Below are 22,626 nucleotides of genomic sequence, written 5' to 3'. Positions count from 1 at the left end.
CTTAGCAATGCCTCGGTGCTGGTCTTCGATTATGACAATGATGGCGATGTGGACATCATCGACCGGGAGACCACAGGAGGCCTGGGAGTATGGCAGCAAAGCGGTACGCCACCTATACTGTCATCAACAGTTCCGGCTGATAATGCCACCAACGTAGCACCCACATCTAATCTTACGTTAACCTTTGATCGGACTGTGACGAAGGGGACTGGAAATCTGCTTGTCGTTCAGACGTCTAATAACACTATTCTTGAAACGATTCCGGTTACCGATGCGCGGGTAACGGGTAGCGGTACAAGCTGGGTAGTGAACCCAAATGCAACATTGGCTGGTGGTACGGCTTATGCGCTCCGGGCACAGAAAGGTATTTTCAAGGACGTTGACAGTCGCATTTTCCAGGGAATAACCAATAACACTACGTTCAATTTCACAACAGCCTTTCCACCCACAATCACCAATCTGTCAGCAACACCCAACCCGATTTGTGCAGGCAGAACTGTTACGTTTACAGCTACAATTGGCAGCATTACAGGCAGTTATGCATATACGCTCACGAATGGAACTAGTACAACTACGGGCAATACGTCCAGTACGGCTTTTAATCAGACTATGACCGCCAGCGGATCGGGTACACAGTCCTTTACCCTGACCGTAAATAACGTAAATGGTATTACGTCGGCAACGACCAACGTAACGGTAAATACGCTCCCTACGGCGAGTATCAGTCCCAGCAGTGCTACGTTAAGCTGTGCGAATCCTTCGGTCACTTTGTCGGCATCGGGTGGAACATCCTATCTCTGGAGCACGGGAGCCGCTACGTCGACAATCTCAGCGAATGTAGCAGGCATATATTCTGTGACCGTGACCAATGCAGCAACGGGTTGTTTTAATACTGCGTCTGCGGTCATCAATCAGGATAACTCAATTCCCTCGGTGACTATCAATCCGTCGAGTGCTACGTTAACCTGTGCGAATCCCTCAGTGGCTCTATCGGCTATTGGTGGGGGAACGTACCGCTGGAGCACAGGCGCTACTACGTCGGCCATTTCTGTGAACATTGCAGGCACCTATTCGGTGACGGTCACAGGAAGTAACGGATGTGCAGCTTTTCAATCAGCAACGGTTACCAGCAATACAACTCCTTCGCCTTTAAACCTATCCGTCAGTGGGCCACTGACTTGTTCAATAACTAGCGTAACGCTAACGGCTACGGCCGGATTTAGCAGTTACAGTTTCAGTGCAGGGGCTAATCAGCAAGGCGGCTTGTCGGGCAATACCGCTGTACTCAGTAACCCAGGGCTTTACTCGGTCACGGCCCGCAACGCGGCAGGTTGTACCTCTACAGCTTCGCTCAGTGTTGGCTATCAGAACTGCGCACCCAGGATTACCAACGACATTCCACCTCAGTCGGCTACGGTGGGCGCGGCTTTCAGTTATACTATTCCGGCCAATACGTTCACCGATTCTGAAACACCGAATAGCCTGATTCTATCAGTAAGTGGGTTGCCGGCAGGACTGAGTTTTGTGTCACCTTCCACCATTACAGGTACGCCTTCCAGCACAGCAGGTTCACCGGTGAGTGTGACGGTGATGGCCACTGATCCGGGTGGTTTGTCGGCATCGATTAGCTTTCAATTAACGATTTATCCATCCTGTTTATCGATGGTAACACTGAAGGCGGGCAATTGGAATGACGCCAGTGTATGGTCGTGCGGGCGATTGCCGACGGTTAGTGATGTAGTGACTGTAAACCATGCTATTACATTACCGACTAGTTATTTAGGATCAGCGCAACGAGTGGTTTATGGCTCTTCAGGGCGGCTATTGTTTAACCCAGCCAGCAACCTGCGACTGAGTAGTAATTAGCCGTTTTAAACAAACATTTTATCCTAAAAGCCCGGTTTTCCGGGCTTTTTTTTTGATCGATGCGACGAGAGTGTTAAAGAATGCGACGAGAGCGTTAGCGCAACAATGATCATTTATTTTACTTGCCTTGGCATTGACACCCTATTTCAAGTGTGTTTTTACCAGGCCCATTTATACAATTTCAGACTCGGAAGTTAGCCTGAAAGGTTACTCGTTAAACACAGATTATTAAAGAGTTGATGAGGCAATCGGCATGTGCTTCACATCACCCGTGGAAAGTCGATCGGCAGTAAGTAAGCAAACCAATTAACCATAAACCATCAATACCAACTTCCTTTCCTTTAACCAGTTTCGTTATGAGAATTCACATTTACTCACGGTTCTTTCTGTCCCTCTTCTTTCTAATATTATTATCCCGATTGCTTACTCACGCTCAAACGTTGACTTGGCAGAGCGTTAGTTCAGCAGATCTGAGTAATCCTGGGAGCGGCCGAATTACGGGTTCTGCACCAGACGCATCGGGCAATTTGTTTCTGATCGGCTACTTTGGGTATACGATCAATTTACCTACTGCTACAGGCACTATTACCCTTACAGGTAGTCCGGATGGAAACACAACCATGTTTGTTGGAAAGTGGAATCCGGCTACCTCCAGATGGATTTGGGCTACAAGTTCAACGGCTGTAACTGGCAATGCCATTGCTGTAAGCGGGTCAAACGTATACATCACTGGAAATTTTGGGGCAGGAACAGTTACAATAGCAGGCCAGACCTTTACAACGGCTAATAGCACAAATGATAATGATATTTTCGTTGCTAAATACATTGATAATGGCAATACATTTAGTAATGGCTGGGCTGTGAAGGGAGGCTCTACAGCTGCTGGAAGTCTCGATGTTGGCCAGTCTATTGCTGTCAGTGGCAATAACATATACGTAACGGGTCGTTTTGAGAACACGGCTTCTATTGCAGGGGCAACATTAACATCTAATGGTGGTAATGATATTTTTCTGGCGAAATACGTTGACAATGGTTCATCTGCTACTGGCCAATGGGCCACTAGCGCAGGTGGGGGGCAGGGAGATATAGGATATGCGGTCGCGGTAAGTGGGGCGAATGTTTATATAGGGGGGCAGTTCTATGGCCCCATGACCCTGAGTGGTACACCCCTAAGTTCTTCAGGGACCACCGATATTGATCTTTTTCTGGCTAAGTATATCGACAATGGCACTACGTTTAGCAACGGCTGGGCTGTAAGAGGAGGAGCCGCAGGTTCGAACCAGACTGATGTCTTGTCTGGTATCGCCGTAAATGGCGCTGATGTTTATTTCACGGGCGGCTTTACATCAGGAGCAACGATAGCAGGTACACCGCTTACCAGTCCTAATACGACAAGTATAAATTTATTTGTAGCTAAATACACGGATAATGGTGGAACAGCTACGGCAAGATGGGCAAGAGGAGTTTCTGCAGCCACCAGTATCAGCAGTGGAAATGCGGTAGCCGTAAGTGGAAATACAGTTTATGTAGGCGGGTATTTTTCGGGTAATGTAACCGTTGCAGGCACAGCACTGGCTGCCAACGGTACAAATAGTGATGCTTTATTGGCCTACTTTACCGACAACGGCTCAACAGTTGCCAACGGAGGGGCTTTATCGGGAGGTGCCACTAATTTAAGCGATCAGGGCCTAGTACTAAGCACTATTGGTAATGCCGTTTATCTGAGTGGTGTAGGGCGCAACGGGAGCGTATTTGGTGCACATACAGTCAGTTCTACAGGCGTCACTACGGTTCCTTTCATTGCAAGAGCACAGCCTCCATCAACTCCACCTACCATCACGGGCTTCACAACGTTGGACAATACAGTGTGTGTGGGTAGCCCGGTTACTGTTACGGCCACGGTGGGCAACGTAGCGGGCAGCTATAATTACATGCTACTCTTTAGTAATCATATTGCCATCAGTGGTACAGAAACGGCCGCTACGTTTAGCAGAAATTTACTAGCCCAAACGTCCGGTAGTCAGAGCGTCACTCTGCTTATCACTAGCAACGGCGAGTCAATGTCGGCTGTCACTAACGTAACGATCAATGCGTTACCGGCTGCAAATCTGACCAATAATGGTCCACTGAGTTGCACACTGAATAACGTGACACTAACGGCTTCGGGCGGTACGTCCTACACCTTCGTTAACAGCAGCGGGACCGTACTGTCTGGCAGCGGCAACACCCGAACCATAAGCAGCCCCGGTACGTATTCGGTGACGGTGGCCAATGCCAGTGGATGTGTAAGTACCACCAGCACGACGGTTTCGAGCAATACCGCTACCGTAACCGTAACGAATCCATCCACCACAAACGCTACCCAAGGCACTGCTTTCAGCCAGAACTTTACAGCATCAGGTGGTGCTACGCCACGGAGTTTCACCCTTGCCAGTGGTACGTTACCAACCGGATTAACCTTAACCACTACGGGTGCATTGTCGGGAACGCCGACCCAGAACGGTCCTTTCCCGATTATGGTACGAGCGACTGATGCCAATGGCTGTTCGGGCGTGAGTGCTACGTATAATCTGATGGTGAATTCATCCCTCACTATCACAAATCTCAGCCCGGCTCGTAACGTCCGCTCTGCCTCATTGGGCAGCAACATAGCTGTCACCTTCGACCAACCCCTCAACCCCGGTGCCGCTACGTTAGGTGCCCTGCGCGTGTTCAGCCACCAGCGGGGCGGTCAGCTGAACAATGGAGCAGGAGGAGGAATTACAGCTAGCGGCAACGTTCTTGATTTTAATCCGCTGACTGATTTCAAACCGGGCGAAACAATCTTCACAACCATCACCCCACAGGCGCAGAGCAGTTCGGGTTCGTCACTGGCTCGTGGTCAGGTCTACCAGTTTACTACTCAGGTAGGAGGAACAGGCCGTGGTAATTTTCAGACACCTATAATAACAAGCGTAGGGAATGGACCACAGGAAATTCGCACGGGGGATCTGAATAATGATGGTAACCTGGACTTTGTTGTGGTAAACAGTACCGGCAATACAGTGAGTATCCGTTTGGGAACGGGTACGGGCTCATTTACCACACCCCCCAGTAGTGCGGAACTGCCAGCTCCCAGTTCGGCGATAGGCCTGGCAATCGGCGATATTGATAATGATGGCGACCTGGATATATTGGCAGCCGGTTCTACTGCGGTGAATATATATCGTAATAACGGCGCTGCCAGTTTTAGTGCACCCACTGCTTTAAATATTGGCGCTTCAGCGAGTTCGCTTTCAATGGGCGACGTAGATGGGGATGGCGATCTCGACTTTGTTGTAGCAAACAGCGATATCAGTGGTACGGGCTCAACGGCCAGTCTGCGACTTAACAATGGCAGCGGTCAGTTTACTACGCCAGCAGGTGGTGGCACGATAACTCTGGGGAATGGTTCGGTATGGGTGGCGCTGCATGATCTGGACGGGGATGGCGATCTTGACCTATTAGGCTCGAATGCATTCAGTAATAACCTAAGCATACGTCTCAATGACGGTAATGGGCAGTTTACGTCTCCAGCTAGTACACCCCAAGTGACTGTAGGAACAAATCCCAATGTATTTGCGGTAGGAGATATTGACAATGATGGAGATCTAGACGTAGCGGTGGGCAATGGAGGTAGTAACACGGCCAGCATTTTAAAGAATAATGGGAATGCTCAATTGACCAACGTAGCAACACTTTCGTTAGGTAATCAATCTCAGTGTGTGGCACTCGGCGATGTCGATAGCGACGGAGATTTAGACCTAATCTCAGCCAATGGTCTCAGCAATACCCTAAGTGTACGGCTCAATGATGGTCTTGGCAATTTTACGGCACCAGTTACCAACCCCAACCCCAATGTTGGGGGTAATTTTCCAGTAGTGGTTGTGTTGGGTGACGTGGATAACGACGGTGACCTCGACGCGTTAACTAACAATTTTACTAGTAACAACGTAAGCACCTTACTCAATCAACCATCCGGCCCAACTATTACCGGCTTTGCCGCCATTCCCAATGCAGTTTGTGCAGGTAGCCCTGTTACGTTCACGGCTACAGTGGGCAACGTAACGGGCAACTACAATTACACGCTCACCAGCACCAGTAGTACCACAACGGGTACTCTCAACACTACGTCCTTAAGCCTGACCCGAACGGCCAGCGGATCGGGAAGTCAGAGTTTTACCCTGATTGTCAACAACAATGGGCAAACGAGTAGCGCATCCACCAATGTAACACTCAATGCATTTAGCCCTGACTATCAAGCGCTGGTTGATCTGTATAATACAACGAACGGACCTAACTGGGTCAATAAAACCGGCTGGCTGAATGGATGTGACCCCTGTACTGGCAATGGTGGGTCGCCTTGGGAAAATGTGGGTTGTGTAAATGGGCGAGTAACTGGGCTGTATTTAATCGATAATAACTTAACAGGCAGCATTCCGACTAGTCTGAGCGCCTTGACCAACCTTAACCACCTTGATTTACAAACAAATAGACTAAGTGGCCCTATTCCTGCAAGCTTAGGAACATTGACTTCTTTAACTCTTATTATCCTGGGGCAAAATCAGCTAACGGGTAGTATTCCAGCGAGTCTGAGTGCATTGACTAACATAAACCATCTTGATTTTTTTGGCAATTATTTAAGTGGTTCCATACCAACATTTTTAGGCAACCTGGTTAACCTAACTAATTTGAATCTGGCTCTCAACCAGTTTTCGGGTGATATTCCAGCCAGTCTGAGTGCACTAACCAATCTGACTTATCTGGAACTAAGTGAAAATCAGCTAACGGGGACTCTTTCATTTCTCACTGGGCTTACCAATATTAACACGATTAGACTGCAACAGAATCAATTATCGGGTACTATTCCAGCCAGTCTGGCGAATCTGACTCAATTACAAAATCTGAATCTGGGCACTAATCGACTAAGCGGTTGCTTTCCACTCAGCCTGAGTGCATTGTGCGGAAAAAACACTCAGTTCGGCGAAAACCCTAACTTACCTGGTGAGGGAGATTTTGCTACGTTCTGTGCCAACCCGGTGCCTGCTGCGGCTTCTGCAACAACAACCACTCCTGTAGTAGCAATTGGTGGTACGGTTAGTCTAAGTGCCACGGGGGGTGCCTATTACAGTTGGATTGGACCTAATAGCTTTACTGCCAACGTAGCAACTCCCAGCTTTGTATCCAGCAGTACGGCTCAAAGCGGAACGTATTCGGTAACGGTGAGCAACGGAAGCTGTACGGGTAACCCTATAGCCAATGTAAACATCACCGTAACTAGTTTGTCGCCCACAATTGCCGGTTTTGCAGCTACGCCTAACCTCGTATGTTCAGGTAGTCCTGTCACCTTTACCGCCACGGTGGGCAACGTAACGGGTAACTATACCTATACCATTACCAACGGAACCAGCACAACTACGGGTGCTACGTCCAATACAGCACTGAGCCATACGTTGCCTACCAGCGGGTCAGGGGTTCAATCGTTTTCTCTGATTGTTAGTAACAACAGCCAGTCAGCATCGGCTAGCACTAACGTAACGGTGAATGCGATACCGATTGCTACGTTAACGGCTAGCTTTGGCGGTACGTTAACCTGCGCTCAATCCAGTTTAACACTGACCGCAACAGGTGGCACTAGTTATAACTTCGCCGGACCTGGTGTACTTAGCCAGAATGCCAGTTCGGGCACAGCCGTCGTTAATACGAGTGGTATTTATTCGGTTACTGTTACCTCATCGGGTTGCTCAAGCACTACCAGCCTGACGATTTATCAGGACAGTAACGTACCTACGGTGAGCATCAGCCCAAGCTCAGCTACATTGACCTGTACGAGTCCAACCGTGAGTCTAAGCGCGATTGGTTCAGGTACATATTTATGGAATACGGGTGCTACGTCTCAAACCATTGCTGTAACAACGGCCAATACATATTCCGTTACGTTGACGGCCGCTAATGGTTGTACAGCTAGTGCTAGTGCTACGGTAACTCAGGATAATAATGCGCCCACAGTAAGTATCAACCCCAGCTCTGCTACGCTGAACTGTGCTACGTCAGCAGTAAGTTTGAGCGCGGTGGGCACGGGGACGTATCGCTGGAACACGGGTGCCACTACGTCCGTCATCAGTGCTACGTCTGCAGTATCTTATTCAGTGACGCTCACTGCGGCTAACGGTTGCACCGCTACAGCCTCGGCACAAGTGAGTCAGGATAGCAATCTGCCCACAGCGAGCATCAGCCCGTCGAGCGCTACGTTGACCTGTGCGAATCTGAGCGTTACATTAACGGCGAGTGGTGGGAATTCTTACCGTTGGAATGATAATTCGACCAATGCAGTCCGTAGTGTGAGTTCGTCAGGAACGTATTCAGTGACGGTGACCTCGGGCAATGGTTGTACCACTACGGCATCAGCTCAGGTCTTTCAGGATAGCAACCTGCCCACCGTCATTATCTCCGCTAATCCATCGCTCACTATTGCGGTCGGACAGAGTACCATTCTGACCGCCAGCGGTGCCAGTTCATATACCTGGAGCACCGGCAGTAATTCAGCGGCCATTACGGTTAATTCACCCGGCACCTATTCGGTCATTGGTACCAATGGCAATGGCTGCTCGGCGACGGCATCCGTGGTGGTCAGCCAGACAACTACCCCATCCGGTTCATTCACCATTACGGGAGTTAATAGCCAGAACTGCCAGCAGATTGCCGCCAACCGCTACGTCATAACGTTCACTCCCCAGTACAGTGGCACCAACGGACAGCCCATTAGTTTCTCGGTGGTCAACGAGCTGTTTCCCACCACGGCACCGGGTCCCTACACCCTACAGCTCTACACTGACAATCCGGTGATTGTGTTGAAGGCTCAGCAACAAGGCAGTGCGGGGGAAATTAGCTTCAACTACAACTGGCTGGCTAACTGTACCAGTCCGCAACCCAACACTCCGCCAAGGGTGAATCAGCCACTGACCGACCAACTGGCACGAGTGGGCGAAGGCTTCGGCTATACAATCCCACAGGCGACTTTTACCGATAACGAATCTCCGCAGAGTCTGGTAGTGAGCGTGCTGGGACTACCCGCTGGCCTGAGCTTTCTGTCACCAAACCAGATCGGTGGAGTGCCGAGTGTAGCTGGGGTAAGCAGCGTGACGGTAACGGCCACCGATCCAGGTGGGTTGTTGGTGAGCACTCAGTTCGTGTTGACGGTGATAGAGCCTAATGCCAGCAACACTCCGCCCACGCTGGTAAATCCGATTGCGGCTCAGGTGGCCACGCAGGGTCAACCCTTCGGTTTAAGTGTGAACAACACCTTTACCGATGCTCAGACACCCAATGCCTTGACCTTGACGGCAGGTGGTTTGCCCACCGGATTGCAGTTGGTTAGTGGTCAGATTTCGGGCACTCCCTCTGTTACAGGCACATCAACCGTTATGCTGATGGCGACTGACCCCGGTGGTTTATCGGCCTCGACGAGTTTTGTGCTAACGGTGAACCCGGTATCGGTGAGTGTGAGTGCGCCTTTCGCCATCACGGGGGTTACGCCCATTTATTGCAATCAGATTTCGGCGAATCGGTATGCGATTAGTTTCCAGCCGCAATACAGCGGGTTGAACGGGCAGGCGGTAAATTTCTGGGTAGTGAATGAGTTTTTCCCAACAACAGCTCCCGGTCCTTACAGTTTACAGCTCTATAATGATAACCCGGTCATTGTGTTGAAGGCACAACAGGCAGGCAGTGCAGGCGAAGCCAGCTTCAGTTACAACTGGCTGGCTACTTGTCAGAGCCCACAACCCAACACGCCCCCACGCGTCAACATTCCGCTAACTAACCAGACAGCAAAAGTGGGCGAAGCATTCGGCTATAGCATTCCTCAAACGACGTTTACCGATAACGAGACGCCACACACGCTGGTGTTGACGGTAACTGGCTTACCGGCAGGACTCAGTTTCTCTCCGCCAGCCCAAATCGGGGGTGTACCGAGTATGAGTGGCGTGAGCAGCGTAACAGTGACCGCAACCGATCCCAATGGCTTAACAGTGAGCAGCACTTTTGTTCTAACGGTCAATCCGGCCAACACCTCCCCCAATCCTACTGGTTTTGCCATCACTGGGGTAAGTCTGTTGAATTGTGAATCATTGAGTGGGAATCGGAGACGGATACAGTTTACACCCCAGTATAGTGGGTTGAGTGGTGCTCCAGTGAGTTTCTCGGTGGTCAACGAGTTATTACCGACGACAGCGGGTGGTCCTTATACGCTGGAGTTATACACAGATAATTCCACAATTCAGTTACGGGCACAACAGGGGAATGAGTCGGCGAGTTATGGCTATAACTGGCTGGCGGCCTGTACTACGTCTGGGCGTCAGGCTGTTGCGGAGAAGGAGTCCTCGTTACGTGTTGTGGTGATGGGCAATCCAGTCGAAGGAAACATCGCTAACATTCAGATTAGTGGAGCCACAGGACAGCGTTTAACACTTCGCCTGACTAACATCCATGGGCGTTCTGTTCATCAGGATGAAATACTATCAGCTCGCGAGCGGGAAGAGGTCATTTTACCCCTAGAAGGACCATCGGGATTGTATCTGTTACAGGTTAGTACAAGCCAGCAACAGCAAATCATCAAGCTCGTTAAACCCTGACAAAACACGTAGTAAAAAAGAAGCCCAACGTAATGGCGTTGGGCTTCTTTTTTACTACGTATAGTTAATCGCTCTTCACAGTACGTTTACCGGCTTCCGGAATAACGTGCAGGTGCGTTGTTTTTAGGCGTACTTTTCTGGATAAATTGGCGTAAATGCTCATTACTGGTCGACAAATCTTCTTTCCGAAGATACATCATATGCCCACTTCGATAACCCTCCCAATCCATCCGATCTTTCAGTTTACCTGCTGCGTCCATTTGCCACATATTATACTTGGCATTGAAATAATCGCAGGCTCCATCGTAATATCCTGACTGAACCAGCACATGAAGATACGGATTCTGCGCCATTGCCTGCCGCAGATTTTCACCGGTTCTGTTGTTCGTATTATCCCAAGGGAAGGTAGGGCCGAACATATAATATTTGAGATCGGTTTTATAGTTCAATTCTTCCCGCATAAACATGTTGATGGCGGGTGTGAACGAATGCAACCATGATGTCAACTCGGCGTTGTAGTCGGGCGCAACACCCGCTTCTTTACTATCGATACCCAAATACCGTGAATCCAGTCGTCCTACTGTTTGGCTGCGACTACGTAGCAAATCTTTCCAGAAAAACTGAAGCGGTACGTCCAGATTCTGTTGCATCACCGATGTTTCAGAAAGACCCGAATACCGTGCAACTTTCGCTGCAATTTCTTTACGTTTCTGATCGCTTATTGAACCACCCATGGCCAATGCGGGCAAATATTCCTGAATCGTAAAATTCTCTACTTCAGGCAGTACGTCGACCAGATCTTTCTTCTGCAAATCGGCAGGAAGTGCTTTATGATACCAGGCCGTAGCCGCCATATACGGCAACTTCAAGGCTCCGGCTGCTGGGCCGTTCCGTTCGATACCCAACGTAGTAGGCGATACGAGAATCACCCCATTCAGGTACATCCAGTGCGAATTCTGTAACTCAAGCGCCAGCCCAGAAACCCGTGTTGTGCCGTAACTTTCGCCAATCAGGTACTTTGGCGACGCCCAGCGATTGTAGCGACCCACAAACGTATTGATCCAATCGGCCAGGTATTTAATATCGGCATTGACCCCAAAAAATAGTTTTGCGGCTGGTACGTCTTTGTTGACTGGACGCGAAAAACCCGTATTTACGGGATCAACATAAACAATATCTGCTACATCCAGAATTGAATTTGGATTGTCTTTAATGCCGTATGGCTGAACGGGATACCCTTCGTCATCGACTTTCAGAATACGTGGCCCCGTATAACCGATCATCATCCAGACCGATGCTGTTCCCGGTCCACCGTTAAAAGAAATGACCAACGGCCTCGCCGACCGATCTGCTACGTCGGAACGCTCGAAATAGGTAAAAAACACACCAGCCACAGGCTTTCCCTCTTCATCCCAAACCGGAATTGTTCCTGCCGTTGCTTTATAGGGTACACGCTGCCCTTTAATGGTTACCTGTCCGTTGGTAACCACCTGCGAATCAATATTAAGCGTCCGAGAAGCTGGTTTATCATCTTTAGGTGATTGCTTTTCGGCAGTAGTCGATTTCTGCGCCCAGGCACTCGTTACAAGCAGTGAACAGAGCATCAGACTGCATAAAATTTGTGTCATAAAATAGGTAATGCTTGATGAAATTGGTTAAGAAATACGTGCCTTACAGGGTAAACGAAGTGGCTTCCAATACGTTATTTTCGACCGAATATAAGTAGAAATACAGAATAATATTGGGCAGCGTCGTGTATCGATCTCCTTTCTATAAACTATCGGGACAATAACCAGCAACAATTGGATTCTACCCGTAATCTGTAAAATGGGCAGTTATTTTTCTCTATTTTAGCCAGTTACCTAACTATACCGTTCATGAAATTACAGCTCGCACTTCTTCTACTTCTTGGCTATACCGCTACGGCGCAATCGCTTTCGAAGCCTGAAACCAACATCATCTCCACCATAAAAAAGCAGATGCCCGAAACCGAAACGTTTCTGGAAAAAGTGGTCAACATCAACAGTGGTACGCTCAACAAAGAAGGCGTGCGAACTGTTGGAAAACTCATGTCGGACGAATTCGACAAGCTTGGTTTTAAGACCGAATGGGTTACGTTGCCCGACTCGCTCAATCGGGCGGGCCATCTGGTAGCTACTCGCCAGGGCAAAAAGGGCAAGAAATTGTTTCTAATCGGTCACCTCGATACGGTTTTTGAAAAAAGTCTGCCGATGGAGCCATTCACCCGTGTAAATGACTCAACAGCTTCAGGACAAGGCGTTAACGATATGAAAGGTGGCGACGTACTGGTAATTGCCGCACTCAAAGCGCTCCACGCGCAAAAACTGCTCGACGATACGTCGATCACCATTTATTTCACGGGTGATGAAGAAAGTGGTGGTGGCCCCGAAAGTCGGCGGGATTTTATCGAACGCGCCAAACGTAGTGACTTGGCCTTATCGTTCGAAAGTGCGCAGGGATTAAACACTGTTACAACCGGAAGGCGAGGTGCGAGCGGCTGGACACTCAACGTAAAAGCACGTACCGGCCATTCGTCCCGCGTTTTTAGCGATCTGGGTTACGGGGCTATCTACGAAGCAGCTCGCATTCTGACCGAGTTTCGGCGCACATTAGGGCAGGAACAATACCTGACGTTTAATCCCGGCCTGATTGTCGGTGGCTCCGAAGTAAAGTACGACGACTTATATGCCAAAGCCGAAACCGTTGGCAAAACCAACATTGTGGCCGGATCAGCGCTGGTCAAAGGCGATTTGCGTTTTCTGACCGAAGTACAGAAAGAGAAAGCCCGTTCCCGAATGCGTGAGATTGTCGACAAAAGTTTACCGCTAACCAAAGCCACCATTACGTTTACCGATGGCATTCCCGGCATGGAACCAACATCCGCCAACGAGGAACTGCGTAAGTTGACCGATAAAATCAGTCGGGACATGGGTTTGGGTCCTGTAGAGGCTGGCGATCCCGGCGCACGTGGTGCTGGTGACGTATCATTTCTGGCGCAATACCTCCCTTGTCTGGATGGTTTGGGCGCATCGGGCAAAGGCGCACACAGCATCGAAGAGACCATCAATCTGAAAGAATATCCATTCCTCATTCAACGTGCCGCCCTTATGATTTACCGCCTGACTCGTTAAGGAATTACTCATCAGAGTATACACCTTGATACAACCTAACTACTACGTACTGAATTGGGGAATTTTACGATTAAAATACCCCAATCGGGGTATTGCGCGACCATACTTTAGAGAGTAATTTTACAAATCAAATTTTATTTTCAATTGATTATCAATCTGTTGAAATAAATTACATAAGTATTTTTAACTCTATTTACACCGTAAACTTGTATGGAGGTTCCTCTACTCAGTCGTGCTGTTTCAGTACGTAGTATTCTCTTTTTTCTCCTTTCTCTCGCTACGTTACTACTCAGTGGGTTTGTACCAATCTGGGCTAAAACAAAACCACGAGCATTTGACCGAACACTCTTCGCCTATATTCAATCAATTAATCGTACTACTGGGGCAGTTGTGCTTAATGGTGGAGACTCGCAGGCAGTTTATAACTTCACCTTCAAGTGGGGCGATGGAACCAGTACCGATGGCTTCTTCCCCCAAAACAAAACATATACGAATGTTGACCGAAATCGTGTCGTCAAAGTAATTTCTAACTATCCTAATGGGCAGAAGGATTCTGTGATCGTATTGGTAGAGTTTGTGACCCCAATTATTTCAACAGTGGCTGGCCCAACCAACATTGGCGATAACGGGCCGGCAACGTTGGCAACGCTCAACGACCCAGAAGCCGTAGCTGTTGATGCCGCCGGTAATACATATATAACAGAAGGGGTTGCCAATCGTATTCGTAAGATTAGCCCGGATGGAATAATCACAACCCTTGCCGGAACAGGCAAACCAGGCTTTTCCGGTGATGGCGGTCCGGCAACAGCTGCTCTCATCAACTACCCAACGAGCATAGCCGTTGATGCTAGTGGTACTATCTATTTTTCAGACTGGTATAATAACCGTATTCGTAAGATTAGTACGAGTGGTATCATCACTACTGCTGCGGGAAATGGTACGTTGGGGTTCTCGGGCGATGGTGGTCTGGCCACAGCGGCTGCACTTGGTGGTGCCTACGGCATAGCCGTTGCGACTAACGGAGTGATTTATATTGCCGACTGGAATAATCAGCGTATCCGCAAAGTAGGTACCGATGGCGTTATTACAACGATAGCTGGAAACGGTACGGCTGGTTTCTCCGGCGATAATGGTTCTGCTACGTTGGCTCAGCTAAGAAATCCATCGGGAGTAGCTGTCGATGCTAGCGGCAACGTTTATATCGGCGATTATGGGAACTGGCGCATTCGTAAAGTGGCAACGAATGGCATTATCACGACCATTGCAGGAAACGGAACACAAGGATCGACGGGAGACAATGGTTCGGCTACTTCAGCACAGATCAGCTTTTTCGCGGGCCCATTGGTAGATGCAAGCGGAAACGTATACATTACCAGCTTCTTCAATAATCAAATACGTAAAGTCAGCACGAATGGCACTATTACGCGGGTAACAGGCCTGGCAAATGGGGCTGGTTATTATAACGGCGATGGTATTCAGGCAACCGACGCAGCACTAGCATCCCCCTTAGGGTTAGCTATTGCTAGCGGTAATCTATTCATTGCTGACCGGGGCAATCAGCGGATTCGAAAAGTGAATACGTCTGGTATTATCAGCACCATCGCTGGCCCCAACAACGCTGGTTTTAGTGGTGATGGTGGACTAGCTACATCGGCCCGACTCAACAGCCCTATTGATGTAAAAGGAGATGGGAACGGAAATTTTTTCTTCGCTGAAACAAGCATTGGACGAATTCGAAAAGTAGACGCTGGCGGCATTGTCACAACGGTAGCTGGCATGTCACTTGCTGGTTTTTCGGGCGATAGTGGTCCTGCAACATCAGCCAGACTTGCCATTCCATATGGCATCTTGCCCGATGGAAATGGCAATTTTTATATTGCCGATACGTATAACAACCGCATTCGAAAAGTTAATACGGATGGAATTATTACGACCATTGCCGGAAACGGTACGGCTGGTTTTGGGGGCGACAATGGCCCTGCTACCAACGCCCAGCTTAAACTCCCTTATAACGTAGCACTCGACAAAGCCGGAAACCTGTACATTGCAGATTCCGACAATAACCGAATTCGAAAGATTAATACAAATGGCGCGATAACAACCATTGTCGGTACAGGAATAGCCGGATACGGGGGCGACGGCGGTAGTGCTACGTCGGCCCAATTGAATTTCCCAACCGGGCTTGCTCTTGATGCGGCCAACAATCTTTACATTTCGGATAACCGAAATCATCGTATTCGTCGGGTAACTCCCGGTGGAATTATTTCGACTATAGCAGGAACCGGAACAGCGGGTTATAGCGGAAGTAACGATCTGGCAGTTGCCGCTCAGCTTTCTTATCCGTTTGGCATAGCGGTTTCAGGAAATGGAACAGTTTACTTCTCAGACAACGGCAACGTAAGAGTTCGTCGTATAGGAACCGATGGCATCATAATGGACGTAGCGGGTACAGCTACACGTGGCTTTTTAGGCGATGACGCACCGGCAACACAAGCTCAGTTAGGCAATCCGTTTGGCATTGGGCTAGATGGCTACGGAAACCTGCTCATTGCTGATAATGCGAACGCCCGCATCCGAAAAATAGCTTGTATTGACCCACCCACGGTAAGTTTAATAGCCAGTTCAACAAACGTTTGCGTTGGCGACGTAGTGAGTATTAGTGCTATCACTAGCACAAGTGCCTCGACCAATACCTATGTCTGGTCAGGGAGTACACCTATTGTTTCGAGTACTGCCGGTTCTGCTCTAGCTTCTCCCGCACAAGGCACTAATACGTATACAGTGGTCGTAACGAATGCGGGAGGCTGTACTGGCACGGCTTCAATTACACTTCAGGCAGTTCCGTTACAAACCGTAAAAGCTGGCTCCTGGAACGACCCAACTGTTTGGTCCTGTGGCCGTATTCCTGCGGGAGGAGATAATATACAAGTTCGCCACCTGATTACGATTCCGGGGAGCTTTACAGCCAATTCGTACAATGTGACTTACAGTGCCGATGGAAGCTTACGTTTCGGCTCAGAAAGTCTGCTGAAGATTTCAGCGTTTAACAGCAGCATTCAGCTTTTCCCATCTGTTAAAATGGTCAGCGACAATGTAAATCAGTTACTTACCACAATCAATGATACCCAGTTGATCTTCTCTGCTGATAGTCGGGTGAACGAGTTTAACGTAAACGATATACTTGTTTCGGGTATAACCAACAATGCCCCCAATGGCTATTTACGCAAAATAACCGGCATCACGGTTGCGGATGGTAAAATCATACTGACAACCCGGCACGCAACACTTAACGAGTTGATTAAGAGTGGAAATTTTAAAACCGTATCTGATTTATCGACAACGGAATCCTCCCCAGCTTCATTACAGCCGCAAACAAACGTTATACGAACGACCTCTCTAGAAAGTGGTATCGTTTTATATGATCTCGATGGAAACCCGTCCACAACAGAAGATCAGTTTAAGATACAGGGTAAATTGGACAATAAATTTACGGGCCTTATAAATATGGATTTTGCCAATGATTTTTCGAGTAATCCGGCAGGCGAAACCAAATTATCTTATTTCATTGCCAAATATGACGTAGCAAGCGAACTAGCTATTCAGGTAACTATTCCTAGTGTCGAAAATCCAGTAATTCCAGAAAAGGAGCTCGCCGAGTACAGACTTCCTCCCATACGGATTCCAGGTCTCCTCTTTCTTCCTATCCGTCCCGTAGTTAGCCTGAAAGGAGGTATAAAATTTACAGGAAAAGTAGATTTGCCTATTCAGACGTTTGTTAAAATGAAAACAAACGGGTCGTTAGGTTTTGAATATAAGAATGGGCAAAACAGCTTAATTCACACCTCTGATTCCGTGCTTGATTCAGAAATTACCGGATTCAGGCAAGAAGCCTTTTCAGTTAATGCGGAAATAAAACCATATATAAAAACAGAAGTCAAATTTACTCTTTTCGACCATAACTATAGTTATATAGATCGTCTGTTTAAGGCGGAAGCCAATGCAAGTGTGGGTATCGAACTAGCAGCCCACCTTAAAGCGACAGTAAGCCCCGGCAACTCATTACAGCTTTGTACATCCATTGATCAGCAAGCCTATGCTGGGGTAAAATTTAGTCTGCTCGATGCCAATTTAATTGATGCACAGATAACTGGTTTTTATGTTCCTTATTACAAAGAACGGTGCTGGACAAACACCACGGTTACTACACAGCAGGTAAGCAATATCTTCGCTAAATCGGCTCAGGTACAGGGAATTGTCCAGAAATACAAAAGTGGAAATTTAACCCATTATGGTATATGCTATTCATCCACGGCGGCCACACCAACCATCACCCACAGCAAAGCTGAATTTACGGTAGAAAGCACTCCGCCAGACAACAAAACGTTTTCGGCGGAAATAACCGGCCTCGATGAAAACAGACGATATTATGCACGGGCCTATGCCAAAACTGCCGTTGGTACGGTTATCTACGGAGATGTCTTGTCGTTTACTACCACAACTGCCCCACAAGTAACAGCTACAACTCTACAGGCATCTAACGTAGCATCTACCTCTGCACTTGTGCAGGGTATAATTGACAATTATTCAGTTGATAACGTAACAAGCTACGGTGTGTGCTATTCACCTACTGCTACGCAACCAACGGTGAATGATGCGCTGTCATCAATCTTAATTGTAAACGCTAGCACAACAACGAGCAGGACGTACACGGCAAGTTTAAAAAACCTGACACCCAATAAAACACACTATGCCAGAGCCTATGCCATGACCCCTACCGGACCAGTTTATGGATCACCAGTTTCATTTACTCCTACTTTTGGTGAGAATGAAGAATATGGTTATTTCACTATAGATGGAGTGACCAAAATAACAGGCATTCAATCAAGTAGTAGTAACCCTGTTAACAGCGCTGTATTGATAAATACAACTTTAGGAAACAGTTATGCACAAGGTGGTTGGATTCGTATATACGAATCTGGATCAAAATATCTTACTGTAGATGCCGTAGTGCTTAAACCACAAACAAATCCAAGAGACTGGAACCTGGTTGGTTCATACTCGTTGGCCTCTGGTGCTATTGCTAACGTAGAAAGCAACTACGACGGTTTACGTGGTAGAAGTAAATATGGAAATCTCAATATCACCCGATCAGACGGCGTCTGGTTAGAGGGCAATTTCAATTTTGTCGTTGAGAGAACTGGTAATGCACCAGATATTGTCGTGACTAATGGATATTTTAAAGTAAAAGTGCGCTAATGTCTGGTTGATAAAACAGGAAAAAGCTACCTGCAAATCAAGCGGCTGGCTCTTTCTCCATTTGCCCAAAACTTTCCTCGGCCACTAACGTAGTTTTTACCTCATTTCTGCTTTGCCTTACGTAATGGCCCTTTCAACTTGCTGAAAAGGCCGTTACGTATCAGTTTTCACTACGTAGTATAACCCATTTCATTCATGCAGAGTCGATTTGCGGGTCAGGTCGCCATTGTTACCGGCGGGGCCGATGGTATCGGGAAAGCCATTGCCCAACGTATCGCTTCCGAAGGTGGTACGCTTGCCCTGTTCGATATTAACCACGTAACGCTCGATCAGACGGTTGCGAAGTTCAGTAAAGCCGGATATAACGTAACAGGTCATGTGCTTGACGTATCGCAGGAAACGTTGGTGGAAAAAGCTATTCAGGACGTAGTGAAAGCCCACGGCAAGCTCGATATTATGGTGAATTCGGCCGGGATTGTGGGACCGACCAACACCAAAATCATCGACTATTCTGCCGCCGATTTCGACCGAATTTATCACATAAACCTACGCGGAGCATTTCTGATGACCAAATACGCCATTAAAGCCATGGAAAAGGCTAATTATGGCCGTATTTTACATATGGCCTCTATTGCTGGTAAAGAAGGAAATCCGTTTATGGCCGGTTATTCCTCAACAAAAGCTGGAGTCATTGGACTTGTCAAAGGGATCGGGAAGGAATATGCAGAAACGGGTATTACGGTAAATGGCATAGCACCGGCGGTTATCAAAACAGCATTGAATGCAGATACGGCTCCTGAACAACTGGCTTACATGACCGCCAAAATTCCGATGAAACGGCTAGGTACGGTAGACGAAGTTGCTGCACTGGCAGCATGGGTTGTTTCGGCCGAAGCCAGTTTTACAACAGGGTTCATCTTCGATTTATCGGGCGGTCGTGCTACGTACTAAAACGACGTTATCAATCAATTGGCACCGACAGGCTCCGGCTGTTGAGCCGCCACAGCGGCTAATCAACAAATGACGATTAAATCCTCTCAAGAATAAAAGTATTTGTTGATGCTTTTGGACTTTTATAGAAAACAACCGTCCACTTTCTTCTGGATGGTTTCTGTAACGTTCGTCCATGCGTAAACACATTCACGTTATTGGTCTGCTGATTGGATTGGCGGGAATCGGATTGTTGAGTTTCACGGCCAATCAACGGTTAAGACTCGAAGGCCCCTCCCCAGCCAAAACGCCAGCCGAGGAATTGGCTACGTTTCAGCTCGACTCAGGATTGAAAATCCAGCTTGTCGCTTCGGAACCGATGATTCAGGACCCGGTTGTAATGACATTCGATGAAGATGGTCGGCTCTGGGTAGTTGAAATGCGTGGTTTCATGCCAACCATCGACGGCGAAGGCGAATCGAACCGGGTCGGGCGAATCTCGATTCTGGAAGACACCGATGGCGATGGGCAGATGGACGCCAGTCGTATTTACCTCGATAGCTTAGTGATGCCGCGCGCGTTGGCCCTTGTGCCCGGTGGAGCATTAGTGGTCGAAAATTCGTCGCTCTGGCTCACACAGGATCAAAACGGCGATTTAAAAGCCGATACCAAAACTCTTATCGATGCCAATTATGCAGGAAGTCCATTACCCGAACACTCTGGTAACGGCCTCTGGCGTAACATGGATAACTGGTATTACAACGCCAAATCACGTTTTCGGTATCGGTTAGTCAATGGCAAGCCGAACGCGGCCCGATGGGAACGCGATAGCACCGAGTTTCGAGGGCAATGGGGAATCAGTCACGACGATAAAGGGCATCTGTATTACAACTACAACTGGTCGCAGCTTCACGCCGATCTGGTGCCACCCAATTACCTTTCCCGAAACAAACACCACAAACCGACTACCGGCATCGACCACGGCTTAACCATCGACCGGCGGATTTATCCGATTCGGCCAACACCTGCCGTAAACCGAGGCTACATTCCCGGCACGTTAGATAAAGAAGGGCGTATTCAGGAATTTACCGCTGCCTGTTCGCCATTTTTTTACCGTGGGAAAACGTTGCCTGCTACGTATTACGGCAATACGTTCGTTTGCGAACCATCGGGCAATCTGGTGAAACGGAACGTAGTGAAAGAAAAAGGACTGCTGATTACAGCGCATGACCCGAATCCCGGTAAAGAATTCTTAGCATCGACCGATGAGCGTTTCCGGCCAGTTTTCCTGACGTCTGGGCCGGATGGTGCGCTTTATCTGGCCGATATGTATCGGGGGCTGATTCAGCACGGTGCCTACGTAACGCCTTATTTGCGTGAGCAAACTCTGGCGCGTGATCTGGTTAAACCCATCAATCGGGGGCGTATCTGGCGAATTGTTCCGGCAGACTGGAAACCGCAAAAAACAAAGAAACTATCGAACGTAGCAACCGATGAGCTTATCGCCGAATTATCGTCGCCCAATGGCTGGCAACGCGATATGGCGCAACGACTGCTTGTTGAACGTAACGACAAACGTATCGAAGCCGCACTAACTGAAGCCGCCCTCAAAAGCGAAAATTACCTAGGCCGCTTCCATGCTTTATGGACGCTCGACGGCTTAAAACTGGCAAAGCCCGATTTGCTGTTTAACCTGCTAAACGACGAACAGCCGATTCTTCGCATCACGGCACTACGTCTGCTGGAACCTATTGCCCAAACAGATAAAACCGTTCGGGGTAAGCTGGGAGAGCGACTTCTGGCCGACTGGAGTAATGCGCCGGTCGAATATATTCTTCAGATGGCCCTTTCAGCTTCAGCTCTTGAACAACCTGTAGCGCATCAGCTTCTGGCCAGCATCACCGACCGGTACGGCGATTCAGCCTTGATGCGCGATGCGGTTTTGAGTAGTTTATCGAATCAGGAATTTGCTTTCTTGCAACGGCTGATGGCATCGAGTCAATGGCAAGCACATAGCCCATCGAAAGAGATTTTTCTGGAGATGCTCACTACGTCTGTGGTCAAGAAACGGAGTGAAACCGAACTGGCTACGTTGCTGGCTACGCTGGACAAAAGCTCGCCGGGCTGGCAACAGAAGTCAATATTGATGGGTTTGTCGATTCAGGGAGCAAACGGCAAATTCAAACCGATCAAGCTTAAATCGGCCCCGCGCTTACTAACCAAAGCCAATCCAGCCATTGACGCCAACCGGCTAGCCACGCTACGTTCACTTTTCGAATGGCCCGGACACGTAGCAGCCCGCGCTACTACGTCGACAAAAAAATCACTCTTATCGGAAGATGACCAGAAGCAATTCGCGCTCGGGCGGCAACACTACCTCACTACGTGTGCGGGATGTCATGGTACCGACGGTGCGGGTATGTCGCGCTTTGCTCCTCCCCTAATCGGCTCCGACTGGGTTCTGGGTGACGATAAACGATTGGCACTCATTGTTCTGCATGGTATGGAAGGGCCTGTTGAAGTGAACAAACGGGTTTACGACGTACCCGATATTCTGCCGGTTATGCCCGCCCACTCAACGCTCGATGACAATTCCATTACGGCTATCCTGACCTACATCCGTAACGAATGGGGAAACAACGCAGGCCCGGTAGCCCGGCGGCTGGTTGGTACCACCCGCGTTACGTCGCAGGGGCGCGTGGTGCCCTGGACTGCCAAAGAATTGAACAGCTACGTGCTCGAATCCAAAACCTCTACCGGCAAATTATAAG

7 protein-coding genes are annotated in these 22,626 nt (G+C 48.6%); 6 read left to right on the top strand and 1 reads right to left on the bottom strand.

Going from position 1 to position 22,626, the window contains the following annotated elements:
- Together ACYVD4_RS22220 and ACYVD4_RS22215 are read left to right on the top strand one after the other, a co-directional pair.
- Positions 1–1,866, top strand: a 1,866-nt coding sequence (locus ACYVD4_RS22220) for a putative Ig domain-containing protein (protein ID WP_460949492.1), incomplete at its 5' end; no start/stop codon positions are given.
- A 440-nt stretch (positions 1,867–2,306) separates the two neighbouring features.
- The gene (locus ACYVD4_RS22215; RefSeq protein ID WP_460949490.1) at positions 2,307–10,517 is read left to right on the top strand and encodes an FG-GAP-like repeat-containing protein; all 8,211 of its coding nucleotides are present in this window, start codon (positions 2,307–2,309) and stop codon (positions 10,515–10,517) included.
- Positions 10,518–10,603: 86 nt separating this feature from the next.
- On the opposite strand, the gene ACYVD4_RS22210 is transcribed toward ACYVD4_RS22215, so the two are convergent.
- Positions 10,604–12,145 (bottom strand): S10 family peptidase, encoded by a 1,542-nt coding sequence (locus ACYVD4_RS22210; RefSeq protein WP_460949488.1) that lies wholly within the window; start codon positions 12,143–12,145, stop codon positions 10,604–10,606.
- 249 nt (positions 12,146–12,394) lie between these two features.
- On the opposite strand from ACYVD4_RS22210, the gene ACYVD4_RS22205 reads away from it, so the two are divergent.
- From ACYVD4_RS22205 to ACYVD4_RS22190, 4 genes are all read left to right on the top strand, one after another.
- Complete coding sequence (locus tag ACYVD4_RS22205; protein ID WP_460949487.1) at positions 12,395–13,669, top strand: M20/M25/M40 family metallo-hydrolase; 1,275 nt, start codon at positions 12,395–12,397, stop codon at positions 13,667–13,669.
- Between the two features lie 210 nt (positions 13,670–13,879).
- Complete coding sequence (locus ACYVD4_RS22200; protein WP_460949486.1) at positions 13,880–18,925, top strand: NHL repeat-containing protein; 5,046 nt, start codon at positions 13,880–13,882, stop codon at positions 18,923–18,925.
- Positions 18,926–19,120: 195 nt separating this feature from the next.
- A complete protein-coding gene (locus ACYVD4_RS22195) occupies positions 19,121–19,876 on the top strand; it encodes an SDR family NAD(P)-dependent oxidoreductase (RefSeq protein ID WP_460949484.1) in 756 nt (251 codons plus the stop codon).
- Positions 19,877–20,051: 175 nt separating this feature from the next.
- Complete coding sequence (locus ACYVD4_RS22190; RefSeq protein WP_460949483.1) at positions 20,052–22,625, top strand: PVC-type heme-binding CxxCH protein; 2,574 nt, start codon at positions 20,052–20,054, stop codon at positions 22,623–22,625.
- The last annotated feature ends 1 nt before the right edge of the window (position 22,626 follow it).

This window comes from Spirosoma daeguense, from assembly GCF_054776875.1.
The sequence above is the reverse complement of the archived record's forward strand: the minus strand, read 5'-3'. Positions and strand labels throughout refer to the sequence as shown.

Excerpts from the sequence above, each read along its gene's own strand:
- ACYVD4_RS22210 (WP_460949488.1), bottom strand. The coding sequence starts at position 12,145 with ATGACACAAATTTTATGCAGTCTGATGCTCTGTTCACTGCTTGTAACG.
- ACYVD4_RS22205 (WP_460949487.1), top strand. The coding sequence starts at position 12,395 with ATGAAATTACAGCTCGCACTTCTTCTACTTCTTGGCTATACCGCTACG.
- ACYVD4_RS22200 (WP_460949486.1), top strand. The coding sequence starts at position 13,880 with ATGGAGGTTCCTCTACTCAGTCGTGCTGTTTCAGTACGTAGTATTCTC.
- ACYVD4_RS22195 (WP_460949484.1), top strand. The coding sequence starts at position 19,121 with ATGCAGAGTCGATTTGCGGGTCAGGTCGCCATTGTTACCGGCGGGGCC.
- ACYVD4_RS22190 (WP_460949483.1), top strand. The coding sequence starts at position 20,052 with ATGCGTAAACACATTCACGTTATTGGTCTGCTGATTGGATTGGCGGGA.